Origin of the sequence: Rhizobium album (assembly GCF_003122325.1) — a bacterium.
GTDB classification, from domain to species: Bacteria; Pseudomonadota; Alphaproteobacteria; order Rhizobiales; family Rhizobiaceae; genus Metarhizobium; species Metarhizobium album.
Genome location: NZ_QFBC01000015.1, coordinates 1 through 25,519, shown reverse-complemented (window position 1 = coordinate 25,519; position 25,519 = coordinate 1). Strand labels below are relative to the sequence as shown.

Annotated in this window: 21 protein-coding genes; 8 read left to right on the top strand and 13 right to left on the bottom strand. The window is 63.0% G+C overall.

Annotated features, from left to right (window positions below):
- Positions 1 to 53 precede the first annotated feature (53 nt).
- The 12 genes from DEM27_RS24970 to DEM27_RS24915 all read right to left on the bottom strand — a co-directional run bounded on the left by DEM27_RS24970 (position 54) and on the right by DEM27_RS24915 (position 13,068).
- Positions 54 to 1,250, bottom strand: a complete 1,197-nt coding sequence (locus tag DEM27_RS24970; protein WP_109461074.1) for an efflux RND transporter periplasmic adaptor subunit — start codon at positions 1,248 to 1,250, stop codon at positions 54 to 56.
- A gap of 220 nt (positions 1,251 to 1,470) precedes the next feature.
- Positions 1,471 to 2,073: a TetR family transcriptional regulator gene (locus DEM27_RS24965; RefSeq protein WP_109460965.1), complete on the bottom strand. Its 603-nt coding sequence runs from the start codon at positions 2,071 to 2,073 to the stop codon at positions 1,471 to 1,473.
- A gap of 218 nt (positions 2,074 to 2,291) precedes the next feature.
- Positions 2,292 to 3,242, bottom strand: a complete 951-nt coding sequence (locus DEM27_RS24960) for a phosphoribosylaminoimidazolesuccinocarboxamide synthase (protein WP_109460964.1) — start codon at positions 3,240 to 3,242, stop codon at positions 2,292 to 2,294.
- A gap of 126 nt (positions 3,243 to 3,368) precedes the next feature.
- Positions 3,369 to 4,655, bottom strand: a complete 1,287-nt coding sequence (locus DEM27_RS24955) for a hypothetical protein (protein WP_109460963.1) — start codon at positions 4,653 to 4,655, stop codon at positions 3,369 to 3,371.
- Positions 4,652 to 5,392, bottom strand: a complete 741-nt coding sequence (hutC, locus tag DEM27_RS24950; protein ID WP_109461073.1) for a histidine utilization repressor — start codon at positions 5,390 to 5,392, stop codon at positions 4,652 to 4,654. Before hutC ends, DEM27_RS24955 begins: the two co-directional genes overlap by 4 nt.
- Positions 5,393 to 5,430: 38 nt before the next feature.
- Positions 5,431 to 6,438 (bottom strand): zinc-dependent alcohol dehydrogenase, encoded by a 1,008-nt coding sequence (locus tag DEM27_RS24945; RefSeq protein ID WP_109460962.1) that lies wholly within the window; start codon positions 6,436 to 6,438, stop codon positions 5,431 to 5,433.
- 14 nt (positions 6,439 to 6,452) lie between these two features.
- Positions 6,453 to 7,772 carry a histidinol dehydrogenase gene (hisD, locus tag DEM27_RS24940; protein WP_109460961.1) on the bottom strand — a complete coding sequence of 440 codons (1,320 nt, stop codon included), beginning with the start codon at positions 7,770 to 7,772 and terminating at the stop codon, positions 6,453 to 6,455.
- 45 nt (positions 7,773 to 7,817) lie between these two features.
- On the bottom strand, positions 7,818 to 8,618 hold the full coding sequence (locus tag DEM27_RS24935; RefSeq protein ID WP_109460960.1) for an ABC transporter permease: 801 nt from the start codon (positions 8,616 to 8,618) through the stop codon (positions 7,818 to 7,820).
- On the bottom strand, positions 8,615 to 9,208 hold the full coding sequence (locus DEM27_RS35280; protein WP_420028857.1) for an ABC transporter permease: 594 nt from the start codon (positions 9,206 to 9,208) through the stop codon (positions 8,615 to 8,617). The genes DEM27_RS24935 and DEM27_RS35280 overlap by 4 nt, the downstream gene beginning before the upstream one ends.
- Before the next feature lie 597 nt (positions 9,209 to 9,805).
- On the bottom strand, positions 9,806 to 10,921 hold the full coding sequence (locus DEM27_RS24925; protein ID WP_109460958.1) for an ABC transporter substrate-binding protein: 1,116 nt from the start codon (positions 10,919 to 10,921) through the stop codon (positions 9,806 to 9,808).
- 107 nt (positions 10,922 to 11,028) lie between these two features.
- On the bottom strand, positions 11,029 to 12,177 hold the full coding sequence (locus DEM27_RS24920) for an ABC transporter ATP-binding protein (RefSeq protein ID WP_109460957.1): 1,149 nt from the start codon (positions 12,175 to 12,177) through the stop codon (positions 11,029 to 11,031).
- 117 nt (positions 12,178 to 12,294) lie between these two features.
- Positions 12,295 to 13,068 (bottom strand): SDR family NAD(P)-dependent oxidoreductase, encoded by a 774-nt coding sequence (locus DEM27_RS24915; RefSeq protein WP_109460956.1) that lies wholly within the window; start codon positions 13,066 to 13,068, stop codon positions 12,295 to 12,297.
- Positions 13,069 to 13,329: 261 nt separating this feature from the next.
- Here DEM27_RS24915 and hutH point away from each other — a divergent pair, with 261 nt between their 5' ends.
- Positions 13,330 to 14,877 (top strand): histidine ammonia-lyase, encoded by a 1,548-nt coding sequence (gene hutH, locus DEM27_RS24910; RefSeq protein ID WP_109460955.1) that lies wholly within the window; start codon positions 13,330 to 13,332, stop codon positions 14,875 to 14,877.
- A 105-nt stretch (positions 14,878 to 14,982) separates the two neighbouring features.
- Here hutH and DEM27_RS24905 read toward each other — a convergent pair whose 3' ends face one another.
- On the bottom strand, positions 14,983 to 16,734 hold the full coding sequence (locus DEM27_RS24905; protein WP_109460954.1) for a methyl-accepting chemotaxis protein: 1,752 nt from the start codon (positions 16,732 to 16,734) through the stop codon (positions 14,983 to 14,985).
- Positions 16,735 to 17,085: 351 nt separating this feature from the next.
- On the opposite strand from DEM27_RS24905, the gene DEM27_RS24900 reads away from it, so the two are divergent.
- The 7 genes from DEM27_RS24900 to DEM27_RS24870 all read left to right on the top strand — a co-directional run.
- Positions 17,086 to 17,412: an STAS domain-containing protein gene (locus DEM27_RS24900; protein WP_109460953.1), complete on the top strand. Its 327-nt coding sequence runs from the start codon at positions 17,086 to 17,088 to the stop codon at positions 17,410 to 17,412.
- Positions 17,413 to 17,781: a response regulator gene (locus tag DEM27_RS24895; protein WP_109460952.1), complete on the top strand. Its 369-nt coding sequence runs from the start codon at positions 17,413 to 17,415 to the stop codon at positions 17,779 to 17,781.
- Positions 17,778 to 19,817 carry a chemotaxis protein CheA gene (locus DEM27_RS24890; protein WP_109460951.1) on the top strand — a complete coding sequence of 680 codons (2,040 nt, stop codon included), beginning with the start codon at positions 17,778 to 17,780 and terminating at the stop codon, positions 19,815 to 19,817. Before DEM27_RS24895 ends, DEM27_RS24890 begins: the two co-directional genes overlap by 4 nt.
- Complete coding sequence (locus DEM27_RS24885) at positions 19,814 to 20,305, top strand: chemotaxis protein CheW (RefSeq protein ID WP_109460950.1); 492 nt, start codon at positions 19,814 to 19,816, stop codon at positions 20,303 to 20,305. The genes DEM27_RS24890 and DEM27_RS24885 overlap by 4 nt, the downstream gene beginning before the upstream one ends.
- A 28-nt stretch (positions 20,306 to 20,333) precedes the next feature.
- Positions 20,334 to 22,028, top strand: a complete 1,695-nt coding sequence (locus tag DEM27_RS24880; RefSeq protein WP_109460949.1) for a methyl-accepting chemotaxis protein — start codon at positions 20,334 to 20,336, stop codon at positions 22,026 to 22,028.
- A gap of 198 nt (positions 22,029 to 22,226) precedes the next feature.
- The gene (locus DEM27_RS24875; protein ID WP_109460948.1) at positions 22,227 to 24,023 is read left to right on the top strand and encodes a methyl-accepting chemotaxis protein; all 1,797 of its coding nucleotides are present in this window, start codon (positions 22,227 to 22,229) and stop codon (positions 24,021 to 24,023) included.
- A gap of 127 nt (positions 24,024 to 24,150) precedes the next feature.
- The coding region (locus DEM27_RS24870; protein ID WP_133251704.1) for a HAMP domain-containing protein at positions 24,151 to 25,519 on the top strand (1,369 nt) is incomplete at its 3' end.

Below are 25,519 nucleotides of genomic sequence, written 5' to 3'. Positions count from 1 at the left end.
GCGATTGTCCTGGCGTCCTAGATAATCGGAAAAGGAGAAACGGGCACGTCTGTCTACTGCGTCGCTGCGGCAGGCTCAGGCTCAACCACGAGACCGTTCTTGTCGATCGTCACTTCGGTCGGAATGACCTTGCGGCCGGGGCCGATGCTCTGGAAACCATCGACGACCAGCTTGTCGCCGTCCTTGATGCCATCGGTCACCAGCCAGGCGTTGTTGCTGCTGCGGGCATCCTCGAAGGTCCGGCTTTCGACGACATTTTCCGCCGACACGAACAGCGCCGAGAGTTTTCCACGCGCATCGCGCGTCGCTGCCCGTTGCGGGATCAGGTAACCGTCCTCGCGGCCGATCTCGACCGTGGCGCGGACATACATGCCAGGCAGGATACGCTGGTCCGGATTGGGGAAGAGCGCACGGATGGTATAGGTGCCCGTCGTTTCGCTGACGGCCATTTCCGACATGTCGAGCGTGCCGGGCTTGTCGTATTCGGAGCCGTCTTCCAGAAGCAGCCGGATCACCGCGTCCTGCTCGACGCCCTGCAGCACGCCGGAGGCCAGCATCTTCTGCAGCCGCAACAGGTTGGTGCTCGATTCGGTCAGCTGGATGTAGATCGGATCGATCTGGCGCAGCGTCATCATGGCGTTCGCCTGGTTGGCAGTAACGACGTTGCCGACATTGATTTGCGTGGCGCTGGTTATGCCGTCGAACGGCGCGCGAACCTTGGTATAATCCAGGTTGATTTCGGCGGCGCGCAAGGCCGCCTGGGCCGAGGCGACGTCCGCCTTTGCCTGGAGAAGCGTCAGCTTGGCGTTTTCGAATTCGATCTGCGTCGCGCCGCTGTTGACCAGTCGCTCGTAGCGGGCGACGTTGATCTCGGCGGTCGGCACGCTGGCCTCGGCCTTGGCGACGCTGGCCTGCGCCTGCGCAAGCGCGGCGGCATAGGTGCGGTCCTCGATCTGATACAGCAGGTCGCCCTTCTTGACGGTGCTGCCTTCCTTGAAGGCCACCGAGGTGATCAGGCCGCTGACCTGCGGGCGAATCTCGGCGGTCTGAAGCGCCACCGCACGCCCCGGAAGCATCGATGTGAAGGGAAGCGGCTGCTTCTTCATGATCACGACACTGACGGGAACATCGGGCACCTGAGCGGCGCCGGCAGCGGCACCAGCATCCTTGCCGCCTTGCTGCTCGCTGCAGGCGGCGAGAAAACCGGCCATGGAAAGCGCTGTAACGATCAGGGCAAGGCGTCGGATCATATCAATAACATCCATCGGTTTCAAAAAACGAACCTGCAATCGGCCAAACGACAATCTGCGTTGTTGACGAAGTTTTAACAAAGGTTAATTCTCCCCGGCACGCCAAGGTCGCCACTTTTTTTCGTCGAGCGGCCCCTCTTTGCAACACTTCGATCGTCGTGAAGACCTGCCCTTGCGACCGGTGAGTCGATCAGGCCGAAGTGACGTATATCAGCAATCGTCACTTATCAAGAGGGTTTTGCAGCGCAGCATTAATGAGTTCGACCACGACTTCGCACCGCTCCGGCAGTTCTCCCGGCCGTGAGCGGACGAGGAAAACCGGATGCAGGACGCTTGCGAGGGCGGCGCTGACAGCCTTTGCCGTTCGTGCGGGATCCGGGCAATGATAGATGCCGGCCTCGATACCGGCGCGGATGATCGCCTCGAATTTTTCTTCCAGCAACTGCTTGTAGAGACGCCCGCTCGGAAAATCCGTATCGGCCGTCATCAGCACCATTTCGAAGATGTAGGGGCTGCAGCGCAGATCATCCAGGTGGCTTTCCATCAGCCGCTGCGCCACTTTCAGCAGCCGTTCGGAGACCTGCACGGTGTCGTCCAGGCTCTCCAGGCGGGCCGACATGCGGCTGATATGGCGCTCGGTGATGGCGACGGCGAGCGCCGTCTTGCTATGGTAGTGCTTGAAGACATTGGCTGGGGACATGCCAAGCGCTGCGGCGATATCGGCAATCGAAACCTTCGAAAAACCGTCGGCGCGAAACAGTTCTTCCGCCTTCAACAGGATATCCTCACGGGTCTCCTCAGCCTTCCGCCGCGGTTTGCGCATTCGTCCCCGTTCCCTGTCGCCCGCAGGCCAGACCTCACGTTTTCGTGATACCCATCTCGCCCGGCCCTGTCAAAGCAACGCTTTGTTTACCTTTCGAATTTGCCGGGACATTTCGTTCCCGGGGCGGCAAGACATGTTCGGTTGCTATTATAAATCAATTGCTTGAGGACGAACGTACGGCGAATGCGCAAAAGACGCCGCATTCGCCGCGACGACCGTCAGCCTTGCGTAAAATAGGGCCGGAGGTTCTGCCGGATGCGATCCTTCGGCGTTTCGCCGCCATCGTCGGGCACGAAGGCCTGGCCGGTAATCGCCTCGTAGGCGCGAATATAGACCTTCGAGGTCTCCTCGATCAGGGTGATCGGGATTTCCGGGATGTCGTCCTTGTAGGGATCGCAACGCTCGGCCACCCAGGCCCGCACGAAATCCTTGTCGAAGCTCGCCGGGCGTGTGCCGGCGGCAAAAGCCTGTTCGTAGCTGTCGGCAATCCAGTAGCGGCTGCTGTCCGGCGTATGGATTTCGTCGGCGAGCTTGATGACACCATGCCTGTCGGTGCCGAACTCGTATTTGGTGTCGACGAGGATCAGGCCGCGTTCCGCCGCCATCTGCTGGCCGCGGGCGAACAGCGCCAGTGCGTAACGGGACAGCGTGTCCCACTGCTCCTGCGTCAGCAGGCCCTTGCCGACGATCTCGGCCGGTGTCAGCGGCTCGTCGTGGCCGCCGTCGAAAGCCTTGCTGGTCGGCGTGATGATCGCCTCGGGAAGCTTCTGGTTGTCGCGCATGCCGTCCGGCAGGGTGACGCCATACATCTGGCGCTCGCCCTTCTTGTAGAGCGTCAGGACCGAGGTGCCCGTGGTGCCGGCGAGATAACCGCGCACGACGACTTCCACCGGCAGGATATCCAGCCGCTCGCCGATCACGACGTTCGGGTCCGGATAATCGAGCACGTGGTTGGGGCAAATCTCCTTCGTCGCCTCGAACCAGAAGCGCGCCGTCTGCGTCAGCACCTGGCCCTTGTACGGGATCGAGGTGAGGATGCGATCGAAAGCGCTTAGCCGGTCGGTGGAGATGATGATCCGCCGGCCATCGGGCAGATCGTAGTTTTCGCGCACCTTGCCGCGGTAATAGTTCGGCAATTCGGGGAAATGGGCTTCGGAAAGAATTCGCACGTGCGTGGATCCTCGATCGTGACGCCGGAGAAAGGGGCGCTTCATCGTCGCGACCCTTAGTTTACCCTGTCACAATGTCAAGCAAAGGCGGTTTTTTACCCCCTGGCCAGTGCCGGAAACCGCCTGTCAGGCATTCCCCGGATCGATCGCATCGAGGAAGGCGGACACATGATCCTTGCCCTCCTCCGGCTCGCTACCGACCATGACGGCGACGGAAAAACCGATGGCGGACGAAATCTCCGTATGCGAAGTCGCCCCGGCGCGCAGGTTCATCACCAGGGTCGGGCACAGGAAAAGCGCCAGCCGGATGACCTCGCGCCAGTCGGCGGGCAACAGGCCTTTCGATCTCAATTCCGCGAGGAACGGCCGCCACAGCATCTCCGCCTTGACCTTCAGCAGGCCGCGGCGGACGGAGGTCAGATCCCAGTCGGTATCGACGATCAGGAGGCCCGGTTCCAGCCGCGCGACGGCTGAATAACGCTTGCTGGCCTCGCCGGGATCGTAGAGCCACAGCGGATGGGCGAGGATGTTGTGAAAGGTCGATTTCACTTCAGCCAGAAGGCTCGGCACGTCACGACCGGCGAAGGCAGGATCGAAGAACGAAAGCTCAGGCCTGCCATCCTGCAGCGAATACCAGACATTGGCATTGTGTGCGTCGCCATGTGCGGTGACGCCGCCGGCATCGGCAAGCCGCCTGGGGTTCAGCCGGACAGCCGCAGCCTCGAACAATTCGCCGACCGAGCGCTTGTAGCGGCGGCCGTTGACGACGAAACGGCGGCGGGAAAAATCGCCCCATTCCAGCGTTACGCCGGGGAAACGGAACGTCTGGCCGATGTAGAAGGATTCGTAGCGCCCGCCCGGAAGAGCCTGCGAGCGCGGATCGATCAGGCGTTCATAGAACAGCCGGTGAATCGGCTCCTCGGCCACCGCTTCCGGCGTCACCGGATGCAGCGTCTCGCGCATCACGTCGAGCAGGCGGACCGAAAGGCCGCGCTCGGCATCGAAGGCCAGTGCCTCGCCGGACGGATCGGGAGCGAGATCGAGGGCGCGGAGCACGTCGGAGAAGCGTGGATCGGTGCGGCGACGATAGATGAGGATCTGTTCCCCCGGCTGCACCGACATATGCACCGGTTGGTCCACCGGCAGGCCGGCCTTGGCGAGGATATCGGCGCGGTAATATTCGCCGCTCATCTCCTCCTCGCCTTCCTCCTGGTGGAACTTGAAGAAATACGCCTTGCCGCCGGCGTCGAAGAAGCCGTTCAGCGAATTCAGGCTGTACTGATCGTGGTTGAAGCGGACGTTTTCGACCGTCAACCCGAAGAGATCGCGCAGGAGATCGGCCAGAAGGGCGTGACCGCGTTCCTCGTCGGAGCGGGCAAAACGGCGGATTTCGGCAGTGCGGCTTTCGGTCATGGATGCGTTCCCGCGGCGTTCGGCGTGTAACGGCTGCCGAGCGAATAGCGGCTGCCGACATAGATGATGCGGTTGACGGTGGCGACCTTGGCCCCCGACCAGGTGCGGCGGTGGAGAAGCAGGCACGCCTCCCCCGTTTCTATCGCCAGATGCCGGGCGGTTTCCTCGTCGGCATGGATGGCGGAGATAATGTGCTCCACCTCGGTCATCGGCGTCGATTGCTGCAGGTAATCGTAGGTGGTGGTCGCCTCGAAATTCTGGTCGAGGTAACCCGGCACCAGACCAGGATTGACGAAGCGCTCTTCGAGCTGCACCGGCACCTCGTTTTCGAAATGCACCAGCAGGGAATGGAACACCGGCTGCGCTGCCGGAAACTCGAAGGCGGCGACAAGCTGCGGTTCCGGCGCAAAGGTCTCCAGCACCAGCACCTTGGCACGGTGGCTGTTGCCGCGGGCGCGGATCTCGTTGGCGATGTTGTTGACTTCGATCAGCGTCGATTGCGGCTTCGGCGGCGCGACGAAGGTGCCGACCCCCTGGACCCGCAACAAATGGCCCTGCGACGTCAGCTCGCGCAGCGCCCTGTGCACGGTCATGCGCGACACGCCGAGCGCGCTCACCAGCTCGTTTTCCGAAGGCAGCTTCTGGTTTCGCGGCCACCGGCCGCTGCCGATATTGCCGAGGACGTAGTCCTTGACCTTCTCATAGAGCGGGCTGGCCGTATCCGGCAGTGTTTCCATCGCGTTTTGTTCTTCGCCAGCCGGACCCATGCGAAACCTCACATGCGGATGATGGTTTTGAGGCCCGACGCCTGCCCCGCCAAGAGGCGGGCATAGGCTGCCGGAACGGCATCGAGATCGATGACCTCGTCGATCAGTTCCTTCAGCGCCGGCGTCAGGGCCGGCAGCATCTCAAGAACCTCGGGCAGTTCGTCGCCGAAGGCATGGCAGCCGATCAATGCGATCTCGCGTTCGACCAGGAGGTTCGGATCGAAATCGAGCTTGCCGTGGCTGATGCCGACCAGCGCAATCGCGCCGCCGGGTGTGATGAGATCGGCCAGAGCCTCGACCACCTTGATGTTGCCCGTCGCCTCGATGGCGTAAAGCAGCGCCGTGTCACCGAGTGCGGCTTCAAGCGCCGGCTTGTCCAGCCCGACCACGGCGCCGCCGGTCACGGCCGCGACGCGGGCGGCGCGTTCGCCGTTGCGATCGGCGATCAGCAGGCGTCCGTCGTGAAGCTTCGAAAGCAGGACGGCGACCAGGCCGCCGATCGGCCCGCAGCCGGCGACGAGCACCGGCCGCCCCTTTTCCGGCCGCAGCCTTCGGATGGCGTGCAGGGCAACGGACAGCGGTTCACCCATAGCCGCCACGGTCGGGTCCATGGCGGCGTCACAGCGCACCACCAGCCTTGCCGGCAGTTCCACCGCTTCGGCAAACCCGCCGTCGCAGACCTCGCCGACAAAACCGAGCGTGGCGCAGACATTACGGCGGCCATCGCGGCAGGCCGGACAGGTGCCGCACCAGTAGCGGCTGTCGGCGACCACGGCGTCGCCGGCCGAAAGGCCGGCCACGCCTGCGCCGACCGCATCGATCACACCGGCGAATTCATGTCCGGCAACGGAGGGAGAGCGGGAGATCCACTGGCCGGTGCGGAAATTGTGCAGGTCCGAACCGCAGATGCCCGCCGCAGTCACCGTGAGCCGCACCATGCCTTCGCGCGGAGCGCCGGGCGCCTCGATATCCTCGACCCTCAGATCGCCTGCCGCGTAAAGCCGGACCGCCTTCATCGCCCGTCCTTCCCTCAGTTCGTATAGCCGTCGCGGATTTCCGAGACTGCCCATTCGTGCGACGAAAACCCTTCGTAGCGGGCAAGCGTCCGGGCGTGCCTGGCGAAATCCGGATAGGCGGATTTCGTCACGTATCCGATCGAGGAACGCTTGACGAAATCGTGCACCGACAGCGGGCCCCAGGTGCGGGCATTGCGGCTGGTCGGCAGCACGGCATTCGGGCCGAGGCCGAAATTTCCGATGGAGACAGGCGTATGCGGCCCCATGAGGATTTCCGCCGCCTCGGTGATGTGGCTCAGATGCGCGAAAGGATCGGTGGAGAGGATTTCCAGATGTTCGGGCGCATAGGCGTTGACGACGTCGTAGCTCTCCTGAAGGCTGGAGGTGAGGATGATGCCGCCATACTTGCCGGTCAGCACCGCACGAGAGAACGCGACACGCTGCTCGGTCATGCGCGACCAGTGTTCCGGCAGGGCCTTCAAGGCTTCATCGGCAACGCGGCGGCTGTGGGTGATGAGGTAGGCGGAGGAATCCGGCCCGTGCTCGGCCTCGATCAGCAGGTCGAGCGCGGCAAGGCCGCCATGCACGGTATCGTCGGCGAAGATCACCGCTTCGGAGGGGCCGGCGGGCAGACCGGGATCGATGACGCCGGAGAGCAGCCGCTTGGCGGCCACCACCCAGGGCGAACCGGGACCGACGATCTTCAGCGCCGGCTTCACCGTTTCCGTGCCGTAGGCGACAGCGGCGACGGCCTGCGCGCCACCGCATTTGTACACCGTCTCGACGCCGGCAAGGCGGGCAGCCACCAGCGTCGCAGCATCGACGGAGCCATCGGCGGTCGGCGGGGTGACGATGGCGAGATCCGGCACGCCGGCGACGACGGCCGGCACGGCGGTCATCATCGTCACCGAGGGAAAGGCGCCCTTGCCGCGCGGGATGTAGAGCGCCACCGACTGGATCGGCGTGTAGCGGTCGCCGGCAAAGGCGCCCGGCCGCATTTCCTTCATCCACATGGCTTCCGGCTTCTGCTCCTCGTGGAAGTGGCGGATATTGTCGATGCCGAACTGGATCGCCTCGACGACATCCTTCTCCACCGCATCAAAGGCAGCATCGAATTCCTGCTCGGTCGCCTTGAGATTGTCGATGGTGACGTTCGCCTTGTCGAAATCGCGGGCGAAACGCACAAGTGCTGCATCGCCTTCCGTCTTCACCGCCTCGATGATCGGCTTCACCTTGTCGAGGAAGCCCGAAAGGTCGGTCTCCGAGCGCTTCAGCAGGTCGGCCTTGCCTTCGGCGGAAAGGGTCGCATAGTCGTGAAAGGAAACGTCTGACATGGGATGGGTCCTTTGCCGGCCGGGTCCGGGATGCCCGGCACGGGATCATTTCGATTTGAGGAAGATGTCGAGCCCGACCAGCCGGTCGAGCAGGAAGATGGCGGCCGCCGCACAAGCGATGAAGACCACCGAGATCGCCGCCAGATCCGGCGTGATGATCGAGCGGATGGAATTGTAGATCTGCACCGGCAGCGTGACGATGCGGGCATCGACGAGCAGCAGGCTGACGAGGAATTCGTTGAGCGCCAGGATGAACATCAGCAACGCGCCGGTGATGATGCCGGGCGTCACGGCCGGCAGCGTCACATGCAGGAAGGTCTGCAGCGGCGGCGCGCCGAGATTGGCGGCGGCGAGTTCGAGGTCGGGATCGAGCCCGCTGGCGCTTGCCGTCACCGCCCAGATCATGAAAGGCAGGTTGATGACGCAGCAGGCAAGCCCCACCGGCCAGAGCTGGCCGAGCATGCCGGCATTGCCGAGCACCAGCATCAAGCCAATGCCCGAGCCGATCAGCGGGATGGTGAACGGCAGCAGCAGGTAGACCTGGATGGTCTTTTCCATGCGCACCGCATATTTCGACAGCGCGATGCCGGCAAGCGTGCCGGCCGGCACGGCGATGACGGTGCAAATGGATGCAACGACCAGCGAGCGCAGGAAGGCGCCGCGCAGATCACTGGCGCCGGCGATCTTGGCGTACCATTTCAGCGAAAAGCCGTCCGGCGGGAAGGTGATGATGTTGCCTGACGTAAACGAGGCGCCGAGCACCACGAGCGTCGGGGCAGACAGCATCACCAGCCCGAAAATCACGAAAATCCAGAGAACGATCGTCTTGCCGCGATTGCCGCTCATGCCTTCACCCTCCCCATCGCCAGGGTGCCGGCACCGAACAGGGTGAAGACCAGGCCGACCAGCAGCGAACCGACCGCGACCAGCAGCAGCGCCAGCGTCGCGCCCAACCCCTGGTCGGAGGTTCGGAAGAACTGGTCGTAGATGGCGTTGGCGATAAAATCCTGGCTGCCGCCGCCAAGCATGGCGGGGATGGCGAAATCGGTGAGCGACAGCGTCAGCACCACCAGGCCGGCACCGACGAAACCGGGCCGGGCCATCGGCAGCACGACGTGGCGGAAGGTTCGCACCCAATCGGCGCCGAGCGAGCCGGCGGCCGCTTCGATCTCTTCGGGAATGGCGGTCAGCGCCGGCGCCAGCATCAATACGGCAAACGGCATCATATATTGCACGAGGCCGAAGAGGACGGCCGGATAATTGTAGAGAAGCCGCATCGGCGCAATGCCGATCAGCCCGAAAGCTTCGTTGACCATACCCTGGTTGCCGAGAATGATCAGCCAGCCATAAGCGCGCACCACCTGGCCGATGAAGAACGGCAGGAACAGTGCGATCAGCAGGAATTTGCGCAAGGTCGCCGAGGGCGTTCGCACCATGACATAGGCATAGGGGAAGGAGATGACCAGCGTCAGCACGGTGACGATGATCGAACCGACCAGGCTGCGGCCGGCGACGGTGATGAACAGGCTCTCGGTCACCGCCCGCTTGTAGTTGGCGAGCGAATAGTCTTCCGACAGCAGGAAGGTGTTGGTGTCGAGGGTGCGGAAACTCGCATCCGCCATCTGCCAGAGGCCGAGCACCAGCAGCCCGACAAGCAGGATCGCCGGCGCCAGCATCAGATAGGGCGTGCCGGCCCGGAAAAACCGCGGCCACAGAATCCCGGCCACGGCTTCCAGCGCATCCATGACGCGCCATCGGATCGGATAGGCTGTGCGGGCCGCTTTCATGCGTGGTCCTTTGTTGCGGTCATAGGGCTCCCCTTCTCCCCAGCGGGGAGAAGGTGGCCCGAAGGGTCGGATGAGGGGCGGCACACGGCAGGACTTTTCCCTGTGGCGCCCCCTCATCCCGCTGCCGCGACCTTCCCCCCGAGGGGAGAAGGGGCAAGCAGCCCCTTTTCATTTCCTATTCAATTCCTGCTGCAAGCAGGAAAATTGCCGGCAGGCAGAGGAAGCAGCTTGCCGGCATCGGTCACATCATCCCTGCATGATCGCCTTGAACTTCGAGAACCACTCGCTCTCGTTTTCGACCTGCACCTTGGCCGAGATGCGGATGAGGTGCTTGAACTCCTCTTCCGTGGTCGGGTAGGACGGGTCGCCGACGAGGTCTGCCGGCGGCGTCAGGCCGGGGACGACGCCCGGAAGACCAAGGCCGTCGAGCCAGACCTGCTGGGCATCCTTGGAGATAGCGAAGTCGATGTACTGCTTGGCCCAGTACAGTTCGTTCTCCGGCAGGCCCTTGGGGATCCACAGGCCGTCGGTATCGTATTTCGCGCCTTCTTCCGGCACCACCCACTTGATGTCGAGGCCGGCCTTGCGGGCTTCGCGGGCATTGGTGGAGATGGTGCAGGCGGCGTCGATCTCGCCCTTCTGGAACCAGGTGGTGAAGTCAGGATCTTCACCGAGCAGCGGCGACTGTTCCTTCATCTTGGCGACGAAATCCCAGGCCGGCTGCATGTTGCCCGGAATGTCTTCCAGCTTGCCGCCGCCGGCGACCTGTGCCGGGAAATGGAAGCCGATGCCGTCGTTGTAAAGCGCGATGCGGCCCTTGAACTTCGGATCAAGCAGATCCTTCCAGGACTTCGGCGCACCGTTCGGGAAGGCTTCCGGACGATAGGCGAGAACGTAGACATAGCCGTAGGTGTTGACGATCGGATAACCGTCGAGACCCACCGGCTTGGAAAGGTCGGTGGTGTTCTTCAGGTTCGGCAGGTCGGACAGGTCTTCCGTCACGCCGCGCAGCGCCGACTTGGTGGCGTTGGTGGTCGTATCCCAGTTGATATGGATCGGCGGAACGCGCTTCTGCGCCACGGCGGCCCAGACCTTCGGCTGGATCTCGTTGTCTTCCGTCAGGTCGTGGCGGATGGCGATACCGGTCGCCTTGGTGAAGGGATCGGAAACACCGGCCTTCAGGCTATCGACCCAGCTGCCGCCCCAGGCGCGGACGATGAGTTCCGCCGGCTTTTCCGGCTCCTGCGCGAAGGCGCGCGACACGCCGAGCGTCGACAGGCCGGCAGCGCCGCCGAGCGCGGCAGCGCCCTGCAGCAGGCGGCGGCGGGTCAGGTCGTTCAAGGGGAATTTCGGTCCGTTCATATCCTAAGCTCCTCTGGTTATGGTTCTTGCTTCACTTCTTCCCGCCTTGCCTGCTTCGACGCAATTCCGGACGCAAAACCGCTTGCGCACTTTTGCTGGAATTTGCTCTAACCGGCAAAAACGAGCACATCCTTGACAGTCCAGCCGAGAAACACCCTACGTCCGGCTTCGAACTGCGTGTGGCCGACGACATCGTGATCGAAGACGCGCAGGATGGCGCCGTCGAGCGCCGGCACGCTGATCTCGTAGACCACCCGTTCACCCTCGAAGATCGCATCTTCGACTTCGCCGGAGACGACGGTATCGAGCCCCGTCAGCGCCGCTTCCTCGGCTGCGATGCGGATCTGTTCGGCACGAAGCGCCCCCCTGACCTCGCGACCGTTGCCGAGCGACGCGGCGGCAGAACCGGCCCGTCCGCGCAGCACGACATCGCCATGCAGGAACCGCACTTCGCCCTCGGCTTCGAAAGAAAGCGCCTTGCCCTGCAGGAAATTCGTGACGCCGATGAAATTGGCAACAAAGGGATTGTTGGGCTGGCGATAGGTCTCGGTCGGCTGCGCCTTCTGCTGGATTTCACCCTTGTCCATGACGATAATCTCGTCGGAGACGACAAGCGCCTCGCGCTGGTCGTGGGTGACATTGATGGTGGTGACGCCGAGTTCGCGCTGGATGCGGCGGAATTCCAACTGCATTTCTTCGCGCAGCTTGCGGTCGAGCGCGGCGAGCGGTTCGTCGAGCAGCAGCAGATCCGGCTCGAACACCAGAGCGCGGGCGATCGCCACACGCTGCTGCTGGCCGCCGGAGAGCTGGTGGATGCGCCGGTCGCCCAGCCCGCCGAGGCGCACGAGGTTGAGATACCGTTCGACCTTGTCGGGAATGGTGCGCGCATCGCGCCGGCGCATCTTCAAGGGAAAGGCAACGTTCTCAGCCGCGGTCATGTGCGGAAACAGGGCGAGCTTCTGGAACACCATGCCAATGGAGCGGCGGTGTGGCGGCACGGCGCCGACGGCGCGGCCATTGATGACGATATTGCCGCTGGTCGGCGCACCAAAGCCGGCGATCATCCGCAGAAGAGTCGTCTTGCCGGAACCGGAAGGGCCGAGGATGGTGAGGAAATTGCCCTTCGGAAGATCGAAACTGGCGTCCTTCACGGCGTGCTGGCCGTTATACACCATGTTGACATGGCGCACCGAAACGGCAATCGGCGCTTCGCCTCGCCCATCGCGGGCGGTCGCGGCATTGGCGGCATCCGGCATCTTCGTTCCCCTTCGACGGCCCAACCCCGGCAGGTCGGCGTCTTTCATTGGTATATACAGCCATAGACAGGCGACTGCCAATCCTTTTTGCTTCGCAGCAAAAGCATTTTCGGCCGTTCAGATCGAGGCCAGATAACCGCCGTCAACAGGAATGCAGTGCCCGGTGACATAGGCAGACGCATCGCTCGCCAGGAAGATGACCGCGCCGCCGACATCGCCCATGCCGCCGAAGCGACGCATCGGGATCTTGGCCAGCATGGCCGCCTGCCAATCCTGGTTTTCGTAAAACACATCCGTCATCGCCGTGCGGAAATAGCCGGGCGCAATGGCGTTGACGCGGATACCGAGTGCCGCCCACTCGGCAGCAAGCGCATGCGTCATGCCCATCAGGCCGGATTTCGACGAGCCGTAAGGCGCCGCCGTCGGAACGCCGACATAGGATGTGAGCGAACACAGGTTGACGATGGAACCGCCCTTGCCGCCCGCCTGCATGTGCCGCGCCGCCGCCTGGGCGCAGAAGAACGCTCCCTTGAGGTTGGTCGAGACGATCTTGTCCCAGAGCGCCTCTTCCACATCCAGCGACGGGCAGATCTCTTCGTAGCCGGCATTGTTGACCAGCACATCCAGCCCGCCGAGCAGCGCCGCCGCCTCGGCCACCCCTGCACGGCAGCGTTCGACATCGCGCACATCCAGCGACAGCGGCACCGCCTCGCGCCCCTTTGCGGTGATCGCCGCACTCGTCTCCGTCAGGCTTGCGCCATCGCGGGCGGTAATCGCCACGTCGGCACCGGCATCGGCAAGCGCAATGGCGATCGCCTGGCCAATGCCGCGACTTGCCCCGGTGACAAGGGCCTTACGGCCGCGAAGATCGAAAAGCTGGGCAACGGACATGGCAGGATACTCCGGAGACATCGGCGCTCGCTAGAAACGGCGCGACAGGAAAGATGCGGCAAAATTCAACAGCGAAAATGCGCCGATGTCTATACAGCCCTATACCGTTTTCGAACAGTTAACGGTGAACGCCACCCCGGCCATTTTCACCCCGCTTGCGCGGCAAGCCAAGTTGTATATACATATTCATACAAGAGGAGTTTTCAGCCGGTTTCGCGCGCGCCGACGACGGTCGGCCCGCGCACGGGAGAGGAGCGAGCAATGACAGCGAAAGACGAACGGGCATACCAGATCAACCCGGGCAACGTGCCGCTTGCCGCCTGGCGCGACATCTATTTCGGCGCCACCGTGACGCTGGACCCGGCGGCGCGGTCGAAGGTCGAGACCGCCGCACGGGTGATCGACGAGATCATCGCCAAGGGCGAACCGGTCTACGGCATCAACACCGGCTTCGGCAAACTGGCCAGCGTCCGCATCGCCGATGACGACCTCGCGCGGTTGCAGCGCAACATCGTCCTGTCGCACGCCGCCGGCGTGGGTGAGCCGCTGCCGGTGCCGGTGGTGCGGCTGATCATGGCGCTGAAGATAGCGAGCCTCGCCCAGGGCGCATCGGGCGTCCGCTGGCAGACGCTGGAGCATCTGCTGCGCTGCCTGCAGGACGATCTGGTTCCGGTCATCCCGGCGCAGGGTTCCGTCGGCGCCTCCGGCGACCTGGCACCGCTCTCGCATATGACGGCGGCGATGATGGGCGTCGGCGAATTCATCGTTGCCGGCACCAGGACCGATGCGACGGCAGCGCTGGCGGCCAAGGGCCTCGCGCCGCTCGTGCTCGGTCCCAAGGAAGGACTGGCCCTTCTCAACGGCACGCAGGTATCGACAGCCATGGCGCTGGCCGGGCTTTTCGAAGCCGAACGGGTGTTCGAGGCAGCCCTGGTTGCCGGCGCGCTCAGCGTCGATGCCGCCAAGGGGTCGGACGGCCCGTTCGATCCGCGCATCCAGGCGCTGCGGCGCCATCGCGGCCAGATCGAAGTGGCCGACGCCTTGCGCCGGCTAATTGCCGGCTCCCCCATCCGCCAGTCGCATCTGGTCGGCGATACGCGGGTGCAGGACCCCTATTGCCTGCGTTGCCAGCCGCAGGTGATGGGCGCAAGCCTCGATCTTCTGCGCCAGGCGGCCGCCACGCTTGCCGACGAAGCCAACGGCGTCTCCGACAATCCGCTTGTCTTCACCGACACCGGCGAGGTCATTTCCGGTGGCAACTTCCATGCCGAGCCGGTGGCTTTCGCCGCCGACATGATCGCCATGGCGCTCTGCGAGATCGGCTCGATTTCAGAGCGGCGCATCGCCATGCTGGTCGATCCGGCGCTCTCCGGCCTGCCGGCCTTCCTCACGCCGGTTCCCGGCCTGAATTCGGGTTTCATGATCGCGCAGGTAACGGCCGCCGCACTGGTTTCGGAAAACAAGCAGCGCGCCTATCCGGCCAGCGTCGATTCCATCCCGACATCCGCCAACCAAGAAGATCACGTCTCGATGGCAGCGCATGGCGCCCGGCGCTTGTCGGCCATGGCGGAAAACACCGCCAATGTCATCGGCATCGAGGTTCTCGCGGCGGCGCAGGGCTGCGATTTCCACGCGCCGCTGGTTTCCAGCCCGGCGCTGGAAGAGGCCCGCGGTCGCATCCGCGCCGACGTGCCGACGCTGACGGAGGACCGCTATTTTGCGCCCGACATGGCGGCCGCGACCCGGCTGGTCACCAGCGGTGCGCTGGCCCGCAGCACCGGCCTCGCGCTGCCGTCGATCTGCGATTGAGGAATTGCAACACTCCCGTGAACGCGGGTTCACGGGAGTGATTTATCCTGTTCTTTTTGTTGCGTTGGCCGACGCCGAGGCTATCCCGCTTCGGCTGGCAATGTCCTAGAACAGGGCGTCGGCGAAGAGATCTTCATCCTCGTCGCCGGACGAGGCCGCCGGTGCGGCGACCGCTTCCACTGCCGCGCTGCCCGCGGTCGCCGGCAGGAAGGCCTGGTGGACGTTGCGTTCCTGCACCATCGTGTAGGTGCGGTAGATCTTCTGGCCGAGTTCGGCGGCCTTGTCTTCCAGATCGGAGATGTCGGCGATATCGGAGCCGGCCATGGCGGCCAGTTCCGAGGCGCATTGCGTCAGCACGTCGCCGAGTTCGCTCTCGAAGTCGAGCTTGCGGATCGACTGGCTCACCTGGTTGAAAACCTCCTGTCCTTCCCGAGCGAGTTCGGCGAGGTTTTCCTCCATGGTGTTTCCGGCGTCGCGGATGGTCGAAAGCGCCTGGGCCAGCGGCCGGTCGATCATATCCGCGCCCCCCTTGTCGTCGGCGGAAAGGGTGCGCGAGGCGCCCTCCAGCGTGTTCAGCTGCGCGACGACCGTATCGGCCGATCCTTCGAGCTTGCTGGCGAAAACCCGCAGTTCCCCGGTGACGACGTTGATCGGCTTGCCCTCTTCGCCGAGACGCGAGCAGCGCAGGTTGGTGTTCAGCGCCATGTAGTGGATATCGGTCTTGATGGCGCGGATCACGGCGATGCCGGCAAGCAGGTCCTGCGCAGTGCCGGTGGTCGATGCTGCAACCTCGTCGGCCTCGTGGGAGGCATCCTTCACACGCCCTACAAGCGAGCATGCGGCCTCGACGCTGTTTTCCAGCGCTTTCAGGAAGTTGTTCTCTGCGCCGCCCTCGCTTTCGCGGGTCATCGCGTCACGCAGCGTCAGGATCTGCCTTGTGTCGTCGACGAAGCTCGACATGTTCTTGACGACGTTGCGGCTTTCGCGCTGGAAATCCGTGACCATCTCGGTCAGCTGCGCCGCATTCATGTGGTAGAGAACGTTCTTCAGCCTCTCCTTGGCGTCATGGTTCAGGTCGGCATCGTTCTCGACCAGTTCCTCGAACAGCTGGAAGCTGCTCTGCACGTGCTCGATCCGCTGGCGGGTGATGTCGCCCACCTGCAGGGCAGACAGCACGGTGGCGATCTTCGTCTGCACGCCGCGGGCGAGCTTCGAGACGTCCTGCGCCAGCGACGCCAGCCGCTTGTGGTGAAGACCGATCTTGCCGGCATCGGTGTTCAGGTCGGCGACGATGCGCGGCACCGTCTCGCCATATTCCGCGACGATGGTCGCGGCAAAACCCCGCGCCCGCTGCAGCTGCGCATCAAGCGTTTTCAACTGTGCGGCGAACTTGTTGACTTCCGCCGTGCCGGAGTGAATGCGCTCCAAGATCTCCTCGGCGAAGCCGGAAAACTCGGCAATGCCCGCGCCGGTGATCTTGACGGTGATGGCGAAGGTCCGCAGGTACCGCATGGTTTCCTGCATATCAGCGACATGGCTGTGCATGTTGCCGGTCGCTTCCGCCAGCGTCGCGAAATTCTTCTGTCGCCGCCCCTCCAGCGCCGGAAGACCGCCCAGCTGGGCCGCCGTGTTCATGATGCCGCCGACCGTTTCCGACGTCGTCTTCTCGTCCAGCGTGTTGGTCAGCCGGTCGAGCGAGCCGATCAGCTTGTTGATGACGTCCATGATGGAAAGTAGAACCGCACCGCCATCGAGAAAACGACTTTCAACCTGGCTGTGGGCGGCCGAGAGCATCGCATCGAGACTGGATCTTTCGAAGTATTCGTCGTTGTTTTTTGAAAGAGCGTTGATCGGCACGGCTATACCTTCGCATAATTGCTTGAATGACTTTAACCTAGCTTCGACCGGGAAAAATCTGGTAAATCAGAGCGAAGTTTTTGGCTAAAAACTGCGTAAATATGGTCATTTCGGGCACCATTCGCCCGTTAACTTTAACAGCCGTTAAATAAAATCCGCAAAATTCCACCTTTTCTTGAAAACGAGAATTTTTACTATTTTTATACGCTAGACAAGAAATAACCTGTAATAATTTGTAGCAACTTTTCCTTAAGAACCGCAGATCTAGCCCGCCCTTTTTACCCTTTGTTAAGGATGCGATGGAACCATTATAGGCGATTTGTAGCGCTCTCACTGCTCTCGGGGATCGGAATGACGCAAGCTAAAGAAGCGAATATCAAGATCGATATCCCGGCCAGGGCAAATATTCGAAATATAGCCGAAACGCATACTGCCGTTCTTGCTTCGCTTCTCGAAGCACAAGCGGTCGAGATCGACTTGTCTGATTGCAACGATGTCGATCTCAGCTTTCTTCAGATGATCGAGTCGGCCCGGGTTTACGCACAATCGGCAGGAAAGACGGTGAAGCTTTCGTCGCCCGCCGATGGCGTCGTTCTCGAGACGTTGAAGCGCGCCGGATTCTTGGATGAAATCACGCCGGAAGACGCAAGGTTCTGGCTACACCGCGAGGAAATGTAAATGAGTGCCCGTATTCTGACCGTCGATGACTCCGCGAGCATCCGTTTGACAACCCGCGTTGCGCTTTCCAACGCGGGTTATGCCGTTTCCGAAGCCGTCAACGGCCAGGAGGGCATGGACAAGGCGCAGGCCGAGCAGTTCGACCTCATCGTCACCGATCTCAACATGCCGATCATGGACGGCCTGACGATGATCGAATCGCTGCGCAAGATCCCGAGCCAGACCGGCATCCCGATCATCTTCCTCACCACCGAATCCGACGCCGACCTCAAGGCGCGCGCCAAAGCTGCCGGTGCGACGGGCTGGCTCACCAAGCCGTTCGACCCGGAAAACCTCGTCAAGATCGTCAAGAAGGTCCTCGGCAGATGAGTTTTCCCGACCCGATACAGGTCTTCAAGACCGAAGCCGCCGAACTGCTGGAGCAGATCGAGACCGGCCTTCTCGATCTGACCTACGACCTGACCAACAAGGACCAGATCGACGCCGTGTTCCGCGGCCTTCACACGTTGAAGGGTTCGGGCGCGATGTTCGGTTTCGACGCGCTGGCAGCCTTCACCCATCATTGCGAAACGGCGTTCGACCGCGTCCGCAAGGGAGAAGTGACGGCAACGGAAGAGCTGATCTCCGTCGTGCTGGAAGCCAGGGACCATATGCGCGCCCTGGTGGAAAACCCGAATGCCGAGCACGATGCGGTCAGCACCCGGCTGCTCGCCGACCTGCACCGCGCGGTCGAGGCCCTCGACAAGGCCGGCGCAGCACCCGCAAAGGCTTCCGGCCCGAAAGAAACGCTCTGGCGCATCCGCTTCGGCCTGCCGCGCAACGCCATGGCCAACGGCACCAATCCGCTCGGCCTGCTGGACGAACTGCGCGATCTCGGTCCCTGCAAGATCAGGGCCGACCTTTCGGACATCCCGGCGCTCGATGCGCTGACGCCGTCCGACCTTTACATTTCCTGGCACGTCGAGGTCACCACGGCGCAGCCGAAATCGATGATCGAGGATGTCTTCATCTTCGTCATGGACGAAATGCAGATCGAGATCACCGCGATCGACGCCGGCAAGGCGGCCGCTCCGGCCCCTGCTCCCGCTCCGCAAAAAGCCGCAGCCCCCGCTGCCGCAGCTCCTGTCGTCGAGGCCCCGAAGCCGGTTGTACAGGAAACCGCGTCCGTCCCGGCCGTTCGTGACACAAGCGCAGCCGCGGCCTCTGCGGCCGATCCGAAGCAGAACCGCGCCGCCGAAAGCGTGCGCGTGCCGGCGGAACGTCTCGACGAACTGATGGACCGCGTCGGCGAGCTGGTCATCGCCCAGTCGCGCCTGCGCCAGCTGGCCGGCCGCAACGCCGATATCCAGTTGCGCGCCGTCTCCGAAGACATCGAGCGCCTGTCCGGCGAGTTGCGCGATACGATGATGGTACTGCGCATGGTGCCGGTCGCCACGCTGTTCGGGCGCTTCCGCCGTCTCGTCCACGATCTCGCCCGAGAAACCGGCAAGGTGATCGAACTGATCACCGAAGGCGAAACCACCGAGGTCGACAAGACCGTGATCGAACGGCTTGCCGATCCGCTCGTCCATCTCGTCCGCAACTCGGTCGACCACGGGCTGGAAACGCCCGAGATGCGGCGTGCCGCCGGCAAGCAGGAGGCCGGAAAGGTCATCCTGTCGGCCCGCCAGGCCAGCGGCGAAGTCATCATCACCATCAAGGATGACGGCCGCGGCATCGACCGCGACCGGGTTCGCGCCAAGGCGGAATCCTCCGGGCTGATCCAGCCGAATGCGGCTCTGACGGACCAGGAAATCTTCCAGCTCATCTTCCAGCCGGGCTTTTCCACGGCGCAGACCGTCACCAACCTCTCCGGCCGTGGCGTCGGCATGGATGTCGTCAAGCGCACCATCGATGCGCTGCGTGGCACCATCGAAGTCGCCAGCTTCCCCGGCGAGGGGTCGGAAATCTCGCTGCGCATCCCGCTCACGCTTGCAATCATCGAGGGCCTGCTGGTGCGCGTCGGCGGCGGACGCTACGTCATTCCGCTTTCGGCGGTCGAGGAATGCCTCGAACTGTCGCTCGAGGAAGACCTGCGCTCGCGCGGCCGGTCGTTCATCTCGCTGCGCGACAGCCTGGTTCCGTTCATCCGCCTGCGCGACCTCTTCCACACCGGCACGAAACCCGACCCCTACCAGAAGGTCGTGGTCATCTCCACCGGTTCGGAACGGGTGGGCCTCGTCGTCGACCAGATCATCGGCGACCACCAGACGGTCATCAAGTCCATGTCCAAACTGCACCATGACGTCGCGACGTTCTCGGGTGCGACCATCCTCGGCGATGGCAGCGTCGCCCTCATTCTCGATGTCGTCCATCTCGTGGCGGCCGGACAGCAGCAGGAGGCGCAGATGCGTATAGCAGGATGAGCCAGGCCCTTAGAAAAGTATCCGAAACCGTCTGGAGCGAAGGCGAGGAACTGGAAGTCCTGACCTTCGACATCGCCGGAGAAACCTTTGCGCTCGAAGCCGTCAGGGTTCGCGAAATCCTCGACCTGCTGCCGGAAACCGTTGTTCCCGGCGCCAAGGCCTTCGTCGGCAGCGTCCTGAATTTTCGCGGGCGGGTGATCCCGCTGGCCGATATCCGGCTTGCCTTCGGCATGGAGGCCACCAAGCAGACGATCGACAGCCGCATCATCGTCATCGAATTCGACATCGAAGGCGAAGCGACGCTGATCGGCATCCGCACCGACAAGGTCAACGAGGTCACGACGCTGGCCAAGACGTCGAGCGAACTGCCTCCGAGCGTCGGCATGAAATGGCGGCCGGACTTTATTTCCTGCCTGGTGAAGCGCGGTAGCGACTTCATCATCCTTCCAAACTTGCAAGCAATTTTCTCGACATCCCACGACAGCTGACTGTGTCGCAAAAATAAGAGGTTACAGCATGCGCGTGACGATCAAACTCAAATTGGCAATGGCTTTCGCCGCCGTCATCCTTCTGCTGATGGGCACGGCCGCCTACGGAATCATGAGCCTCGGCAATCTCAACCAAAGCCTGTCCGACGTGCTCGACGGGCCGGCCAAGCGCCTGCAGTTATCGCAGATGCTCAATATCGAGCAGCTGCAGATGATCCGCCAGCAGAAGAACGTGCTGACGGCAACCTCCGGCGAGGAAATTGCCTCCGCCGTCGGCAAGGGCGACTCGGCCCGCAAGGAGTTCGACGCCCACCTGACGGAGGTCGAGGCGCTGGCAACGGAACAGGGCAAGGCACTCTGGGCGCAGTTGCGCGTCCAAGCCGCCGATTTCCGCAAATATGACGACCAGATCCGCGACTTCGTCCGTTCCGGCAATGCCAGCGCGGCACTTCAGCTTTCCGCCGGCGCAGCGCGTACCGTCACGAACGATATCGACAAGGTCCTCACCGATGTCGCGGCCCTCGAACTGAGCCGTCTGGATGCGGCAAATACCGAAGCGGAAGCCCAGTTCGTCAGCACGCGCACGATCATGCTGGCGGTAACCGGCGTCGCATTCCTCATTGCGGTTGCTGCCGCGCTTTGGATTTCCATGACGCTCAGCAAGGGCCTGCAGCGCGCAGTGACCTCCGTGCGCGAAGTGGCCGAAGGCGACCTGACGAAGATGGCCGAAATCACCAATCGTGACGAAGTCGGCGAACTGCTCGGCCACGTCAACATGATGATCGAGCGCCTGCGCGGCGTTGTGGGTGACGCACTTGCTGCCTCCGACAACGTCTCGGCCGGCAGCCAGGAACTGTCGTCGTCCTCCGAACAGGTGTCGCAGGGCGCGACCGAGCAGGCAGCGTCGGCCGAAGAAGCTTCCGCCTCGATGGAGCAGATGGCCGCCAACATCAAGCAGAACGCCGACAACGCCGCCCAGACCGAAAAGATCGCCCGCCAGTCCGCCAAGGATGCCGAGATCAGCGGCGAAGCCGTCAACCGCGCCGTCGGCGCCATGCGCACCATCGCCGAGAAGATCTCCATCGTCCAGGAAATCGCCCGCCAGACCGACCTGCTCGCCCTGAACGCCGCCGTCGAGGCGGCCCGCGCCGGCGAACACGGCAAGGGTTTTGCCGTCGTCGCGTCGGAAGTGCGCAAGCTCGCCGAGCGCTCGCAATCGGCCGCCGCCGAAATCAGCGCCATGTCCGGCGACACGGTCAAGGCCGCCCAGGAAGCCGGCGACATGCTCGGACGCCTGGTGCCGGATATCCGCAAGACCGCCGAACTGGTGGCCGAGATCACCGCCGCCTGCCGCGAGCAGGATATCGGCGCATCGCAGATCAACGAGGCGATCCAGCAGCTCGACAAGGTGACGCAACAGAATGCCGGCGCCTCCGAACAGATGTCGGCAACCTCGGAAGAACTGGCGGCCCAGGCCGAAGAACTGCAGGCTTCCATCGCCTTCTTCCGCGTCGAAAGCGCCAAGGGCCGTGCGGCACAGAAGCCGGCACCGGCAGCGAGTACGGCCCGTGCAAGCGCCCCGGCGCGCAAGCAGCAGCCAAGCCGTGCGCAGGCCTCGTCGAATACGGTAGCCGCCCAGCAGGCCCGCGCCAGAGGATTTGCGCTCGACCTGTCGCATGGCGGCCCTGATCAGGACGATCAGGACTTCCGCGAAAGTGCCTGACACCTTTGCGAATTTTTTGCCCGGCCTTCCATCGAAGGCAAGGCCGGGCATCTGGAGAAACTCCAACGTGTGTATGCGTTGGCGTCGCCAAGCTGACCTGAAACGAGGAGTGGATGTGCCGCTCCGCTTGCGACGTCTCTAACGACCGTTTTGTTCCGGCAAGGAACACACGCCACGCTACACACTTTGGGGATTTCAATGCGCTTCACTATCAAACTGAAACTGGCGATTGCTTTCGTCATCATTATTCTCATGATGGCCGGCACCTCCGGTTACGGCCTCATGAGCCTGAACTCGCTCAACAATGCGATCAGCGACGTCATTGCTGGTCCGGCGGCTCGTCTCGAAGCCGCACAAAACCTCAACAGCATCCAGCTTCGGATCGCCCGCGCGCAGATGAACCTCGCAGCGGCAACCAATACGGAAGACGCACAAAAATACATCGACGCCAGCGATCGCAATCGCAAAACTTTCGACGAAACCGTCAATTGGCTTATTGGCGCAGCATCGACTGAGGCCGGTAAGCAGGGCTGGATGGAAGTCGATCAGCTCGGTGACGAAGCATTTGCAATCGACGACAAGATCCGCAACTTGATGCGCTCCGGTAACCCGACCGAAGCCATCCGTCTCGCGACAAACGACGGACGCGCGATCATGGACAAGATCGGCGAACTCATCGAGACGCGCGTTACGGCGAACAAAGGTCAGATGAAACAGGCCGACGCCGATACCAACGAGCAATACGCGAATACCCGCAACTTCATTCTCGGCCTGTCCGGCGTGGCCCTCCTTATCGCGATCGGTGCCGCCTTCTGGATCGCACTCGGAATCAGCACCGGCCTGAGAAAAATCGGGCAGGTCGCAGATGCAGTGGCGATCGGCGATCTGAATCAACGCGTCGAAATCAAGACGAACGACGAGATCAAGGATCTGGTCGACACCATCAACGTCATGACCGGCAATCTGCGCAACACCGCTGCTGTCGCCGACCAGATCGCCGACGGCGACCTGACGGTGTCCCCTAAGCCGCTCTCCGAAAAGGATACGCTCGGCCTCGCCCTCGAACGGATGGTCGAGCGCCTGCGTGGCGTGGTGGGTGATGCCCTGTCGGCCGCCGACAACGTCTCGGCCGGCAGCCAGGAACTGTCGTCGTCCTCCGAGCAGGTCTCTCAAGGTGCGACCGAACAGGCAGCGTCGGCCGAAGAGGCCTCCGCCTCGATGGAGCAGATGGCCGCCAACATCAAGCAGAACGCCGACAACGCCGCCCAGACCGAAAAGATCGCCCGCCAGTCCGCCAAGGATGCCGAGATCAGCGGCGAAGCCGTCAACCGTGCCGTCGGCGCCATGCGCACCATCGCCGAGAAGATCTCCATCGTCCAGGAAATCGCCCGCCAGACCGACCTGCTCGCCCTGAACGCCGCCGTCGAGGCCGCCCGCGCCGGCGAACACGGCAAGGGTTTTGCCGTCGTCGCTTCGGAAGTCCGCAAGCTCGCCGAGCGCTCGCAATCGGCCGCCGCCGAAATCAGCGCCATGTCCGGCGACACGGTCAAGGCCGCCCAGGAAGCCGGCGACATGCTCGGACGCCTGGTGCCGGATATCCGCAAGACCGCCGAACTGGTGGCCGAGATCACTGCGGCCTGCCGCGAGCAGGATATCGGCGCATCGCAGATCAACGAGGCGATCCAGCAGCTTGACAAGGTGACGCAGCAGAATGCCGGCGCCTCCGAACAGATGTCGTCGACCTCGGAAGAACTGGCGGCCCAGGCCGAAGAACTGCAGACTTCCATCGCCTTCTTCAAGGTCGAGACGAGCAATGGCCGTGGTGCGAGCATCGCGTCGAAGGCGGCACGCCCGATCAAGCAGGTCGCCAAGCCCCACAAACCCGCGCCGTCTCAGAGCGTTTCAGCGCAGCAGGCCAGGATCAAGGGTTTTGCGCTGGATCTGGCCCAGGGTGGCCCGGATCAGGACGACCATGCCTTCCGGGAAAGCGCCTGACCGCAGAGCGAACCGGACAGGCCGCCACGGGAGGCGGCTTGTCCATAAAAAAATGGATCGGCAAGCCTGATCCCCAGACAGACATTTCGTATTCCGCGAGCAGCGGCAATAGCCAAGGAAATTTTCGATGCGCATTACGATCAAACTTAAACTGGCCGGCGCTTTCACGCTGCTGATCGTCCTCCTTGTGAGCTGTGTCCTGCTCGGCATCCGGGGGCTGCAAACGATGGACGGCCTGAAGGATTCGCTGATGGCGGGTCCGATCCATCAGGATGACATCGCCAACGATCTGGCGGCCTCCTTCGATGGCCTCGGACTGGCTGAAGGCGATCTGCTGCTCGCGACCACTGCCGAACGGACGAAAAAAGCGCTGGAGACGATTGCGGCGGAACGCAAGTCCTTCACCACGGCCCTTGAGGCGGGCGAATCCAGCGCATCGGCAGAATTCAAGCCGAAATGGGCGGAAATCCGTGATTTCTGGGACGACTATCAGAGCCTCAACGATCGCATTCGCGACCTGACGCTGTCAGGCCAGCGTGACGCCGCCCTCGAACTCAACCAGAACGAAGGCAGCGCGGCATCCGATCGCATGGATCAGATGACGGAAGCGCTGGCGGAACTCACCGAAGCGAGCATCACGGCGTCCGACGCCGCCTCCGAGGCCACCTACAATTCCACCTTCAACCTGCTGACGATCGTCGCTTCTGTCGCCTTCGTCCTGTCGGTCGGCGCCGCATTGTGGATCGCGATCGGTATCAACCGCGGCCTGCGGACGATCATCCAGGCAACCAATGCCGTCTCCATCGGCGACCTCGACCAGAAGATCGCCGTTCGGTCCAACGACGAAATCAAGGATCTGGTGGACACGGTCAACGTCATGACCGGCAACCTGCGGGAGACTGCCGGCATCGCCAATCGCATCTCCGCCGGCGATCTCGCCGCCGAAGCAAAGCCGCTGTCCGACAAGGATACGCTCGGCCACGCCATGCAGAACATGCTCGTCAACCTGCGCGCCACTGCCGAAATCGCCAACCGGATCGCGGAGGGTGATCTGGCCGTCACCCCGAAGCCGCTGTCGGACAAGGACATGCTCGGCACGGCCATGCTCAGCATGGTGACCAACCTGCGGGCAACCGCCCATGTCGCCAACGAGATTGCCGATGGCGACCTGATGGCCACGCCGAAACCGCTGTCGGACAAGGATACGCTCGGCATCGCGTTGCAAAGCATGGTCGAGCGCCTGCGCGGCGTGGTGGGTGACGCACTTGCTGCCGCCGACAACGTCTCGGCCGGCAGCCAGGAACTGTCGTCGTCCTCCGAGCAGGTCTCCCAGGGTGCGACCGAACAGGCAGCGTCGGCCGAAGAGGCTTCCGCCTCGATGGAGCAGATGGCCGCCAACATCAAGCAGAACGCCGACAACGCCGCCCAGACGGAAAAGATCGCCCGCCAGTCCGCCAAGGATGCCGAGATCAGCGGCGAAGCCGTCAACCGTGCCG

Coding starts and splice junctions, on each gene's coding strand:
- DEM27_RS35280 (WP_420028857.1), bottom strand. CDS start 9,208: ATGGTGCGAACGCCCTCGGCGACCTTGCGCAAATTCCTGCTGATCGCA.
- DEM27_RS24875 (WP_109460948.1), top strand. CDS start 22,227: ATGCGCTTCACTATCAAACTGAAACTGGCGATTGCTTTCGTCATCATT.
- hutC (WP_109461073.1), bottom strand. CDS start 5,392: ATGGAAACACTGCCGGATACGGCCAGCCCGCTCTATGAGAAGGTCAAG.
- DEM27_RS24965 (WP_109460965.1), bottom strand. CDS start 2,073: ATGCGCAAACCGCGGCGGAAGGCTGAGGAGACCCGTGAGGATATCCTG.
- DEM27_RS24900 (WP_109460953.1), top strand. CDS start 17,086: ATGACGCAAGCTAAAGAAGCGAATATCAAGATCGATATCCCGGCCAGG.
- DEM27_RS24890 (WP_109460951.1), top strand. CDS start 17,778: ATGAGTTTTCCCGACCCGATACAGGTCTTCAAGACCGAAGCCGCCGAA.
- DEM27_RS24895 (WP_109460952.1), top strand. CDS start 17,413: ATGAGTGCCCGTATTCTGACCGTCGATGACTCCGCGAGCATCCGTTTG.
- DEM27_RS24925 (WP_109460958.1), bottom strand. CDS start 10,921: ATGAACGGACCGAAATTCCCCTTGAACGACCTGACCCGCCGCCGCCTG.
- DEM27_RS24945 (WP_109460962.1), bottom strand. CDS start 6,438: ATGAAGGCGGTCCGGCTTTACGCGGCAGGCGATCTGAGGGTCGAGGAT.
- DEM27_RS24970 (WP_109461074.1), bottom strand. CDS start 1,250: ATGATCCGACGCCTTGCCCTGATCGTTACAGCGCTTTCCATGGCCGGT.
- hutH (WP_109460955.1), top strand. CDS start 13,330: ATGACAGCGAAAGACGAACGGGCATACCAGATCAACCCGGGCAACGTG.
- hisD (WP_109460961.1), bottom strand. CDS start 7,772: ATGTCAGACGTTTCCTTTCACGACTATGCGACCCTTTCCGCCGAAGGC.
- DEM27_RS24880 (WP_109460949.1), top strand. CDS start 20,334: ATGCGCGTGACGATCAAACTCAAATTGGCAATGGCTTTCGCCGCCGTC.
- DEM27_RS24920 (WP_109460957.1), bottom strand. CDS start 12,177: ATGCCGGATGCCGCCAATGCCGCGACCGCCCGCGATGGGCGAGGCGAA.
- DEM27_RS24915 (WP_109460956.1), bottom strand. CDS start 13,068: ATGTCCGTTGCCCAGCTTTTCGATCTTCGCGGCCGTAAGGCCCTTGTC.
- DEM27_RS24935 (WP_109460960.1), bottom strand. CDS start 8,618: ATGAGCGGCAATCGCGGCAAGACGATCGTTCTCTGGATTTTCGTGATT.
- DEM27_RS24885 (WP_109460950.1), top strand. CDS start 19,814: ATGAGCCAGGCCCTTAGAAAAGTATCCGAAACCGTCTGGAGCGAAGGC.
- DEM27_RS24955 (WP_109460963.1), bottom strand. CDS start 4,655: ATGACCGAAAGCCGCACTGCCGAAATCCGCCGTTTTGCCCGCTCCGAC.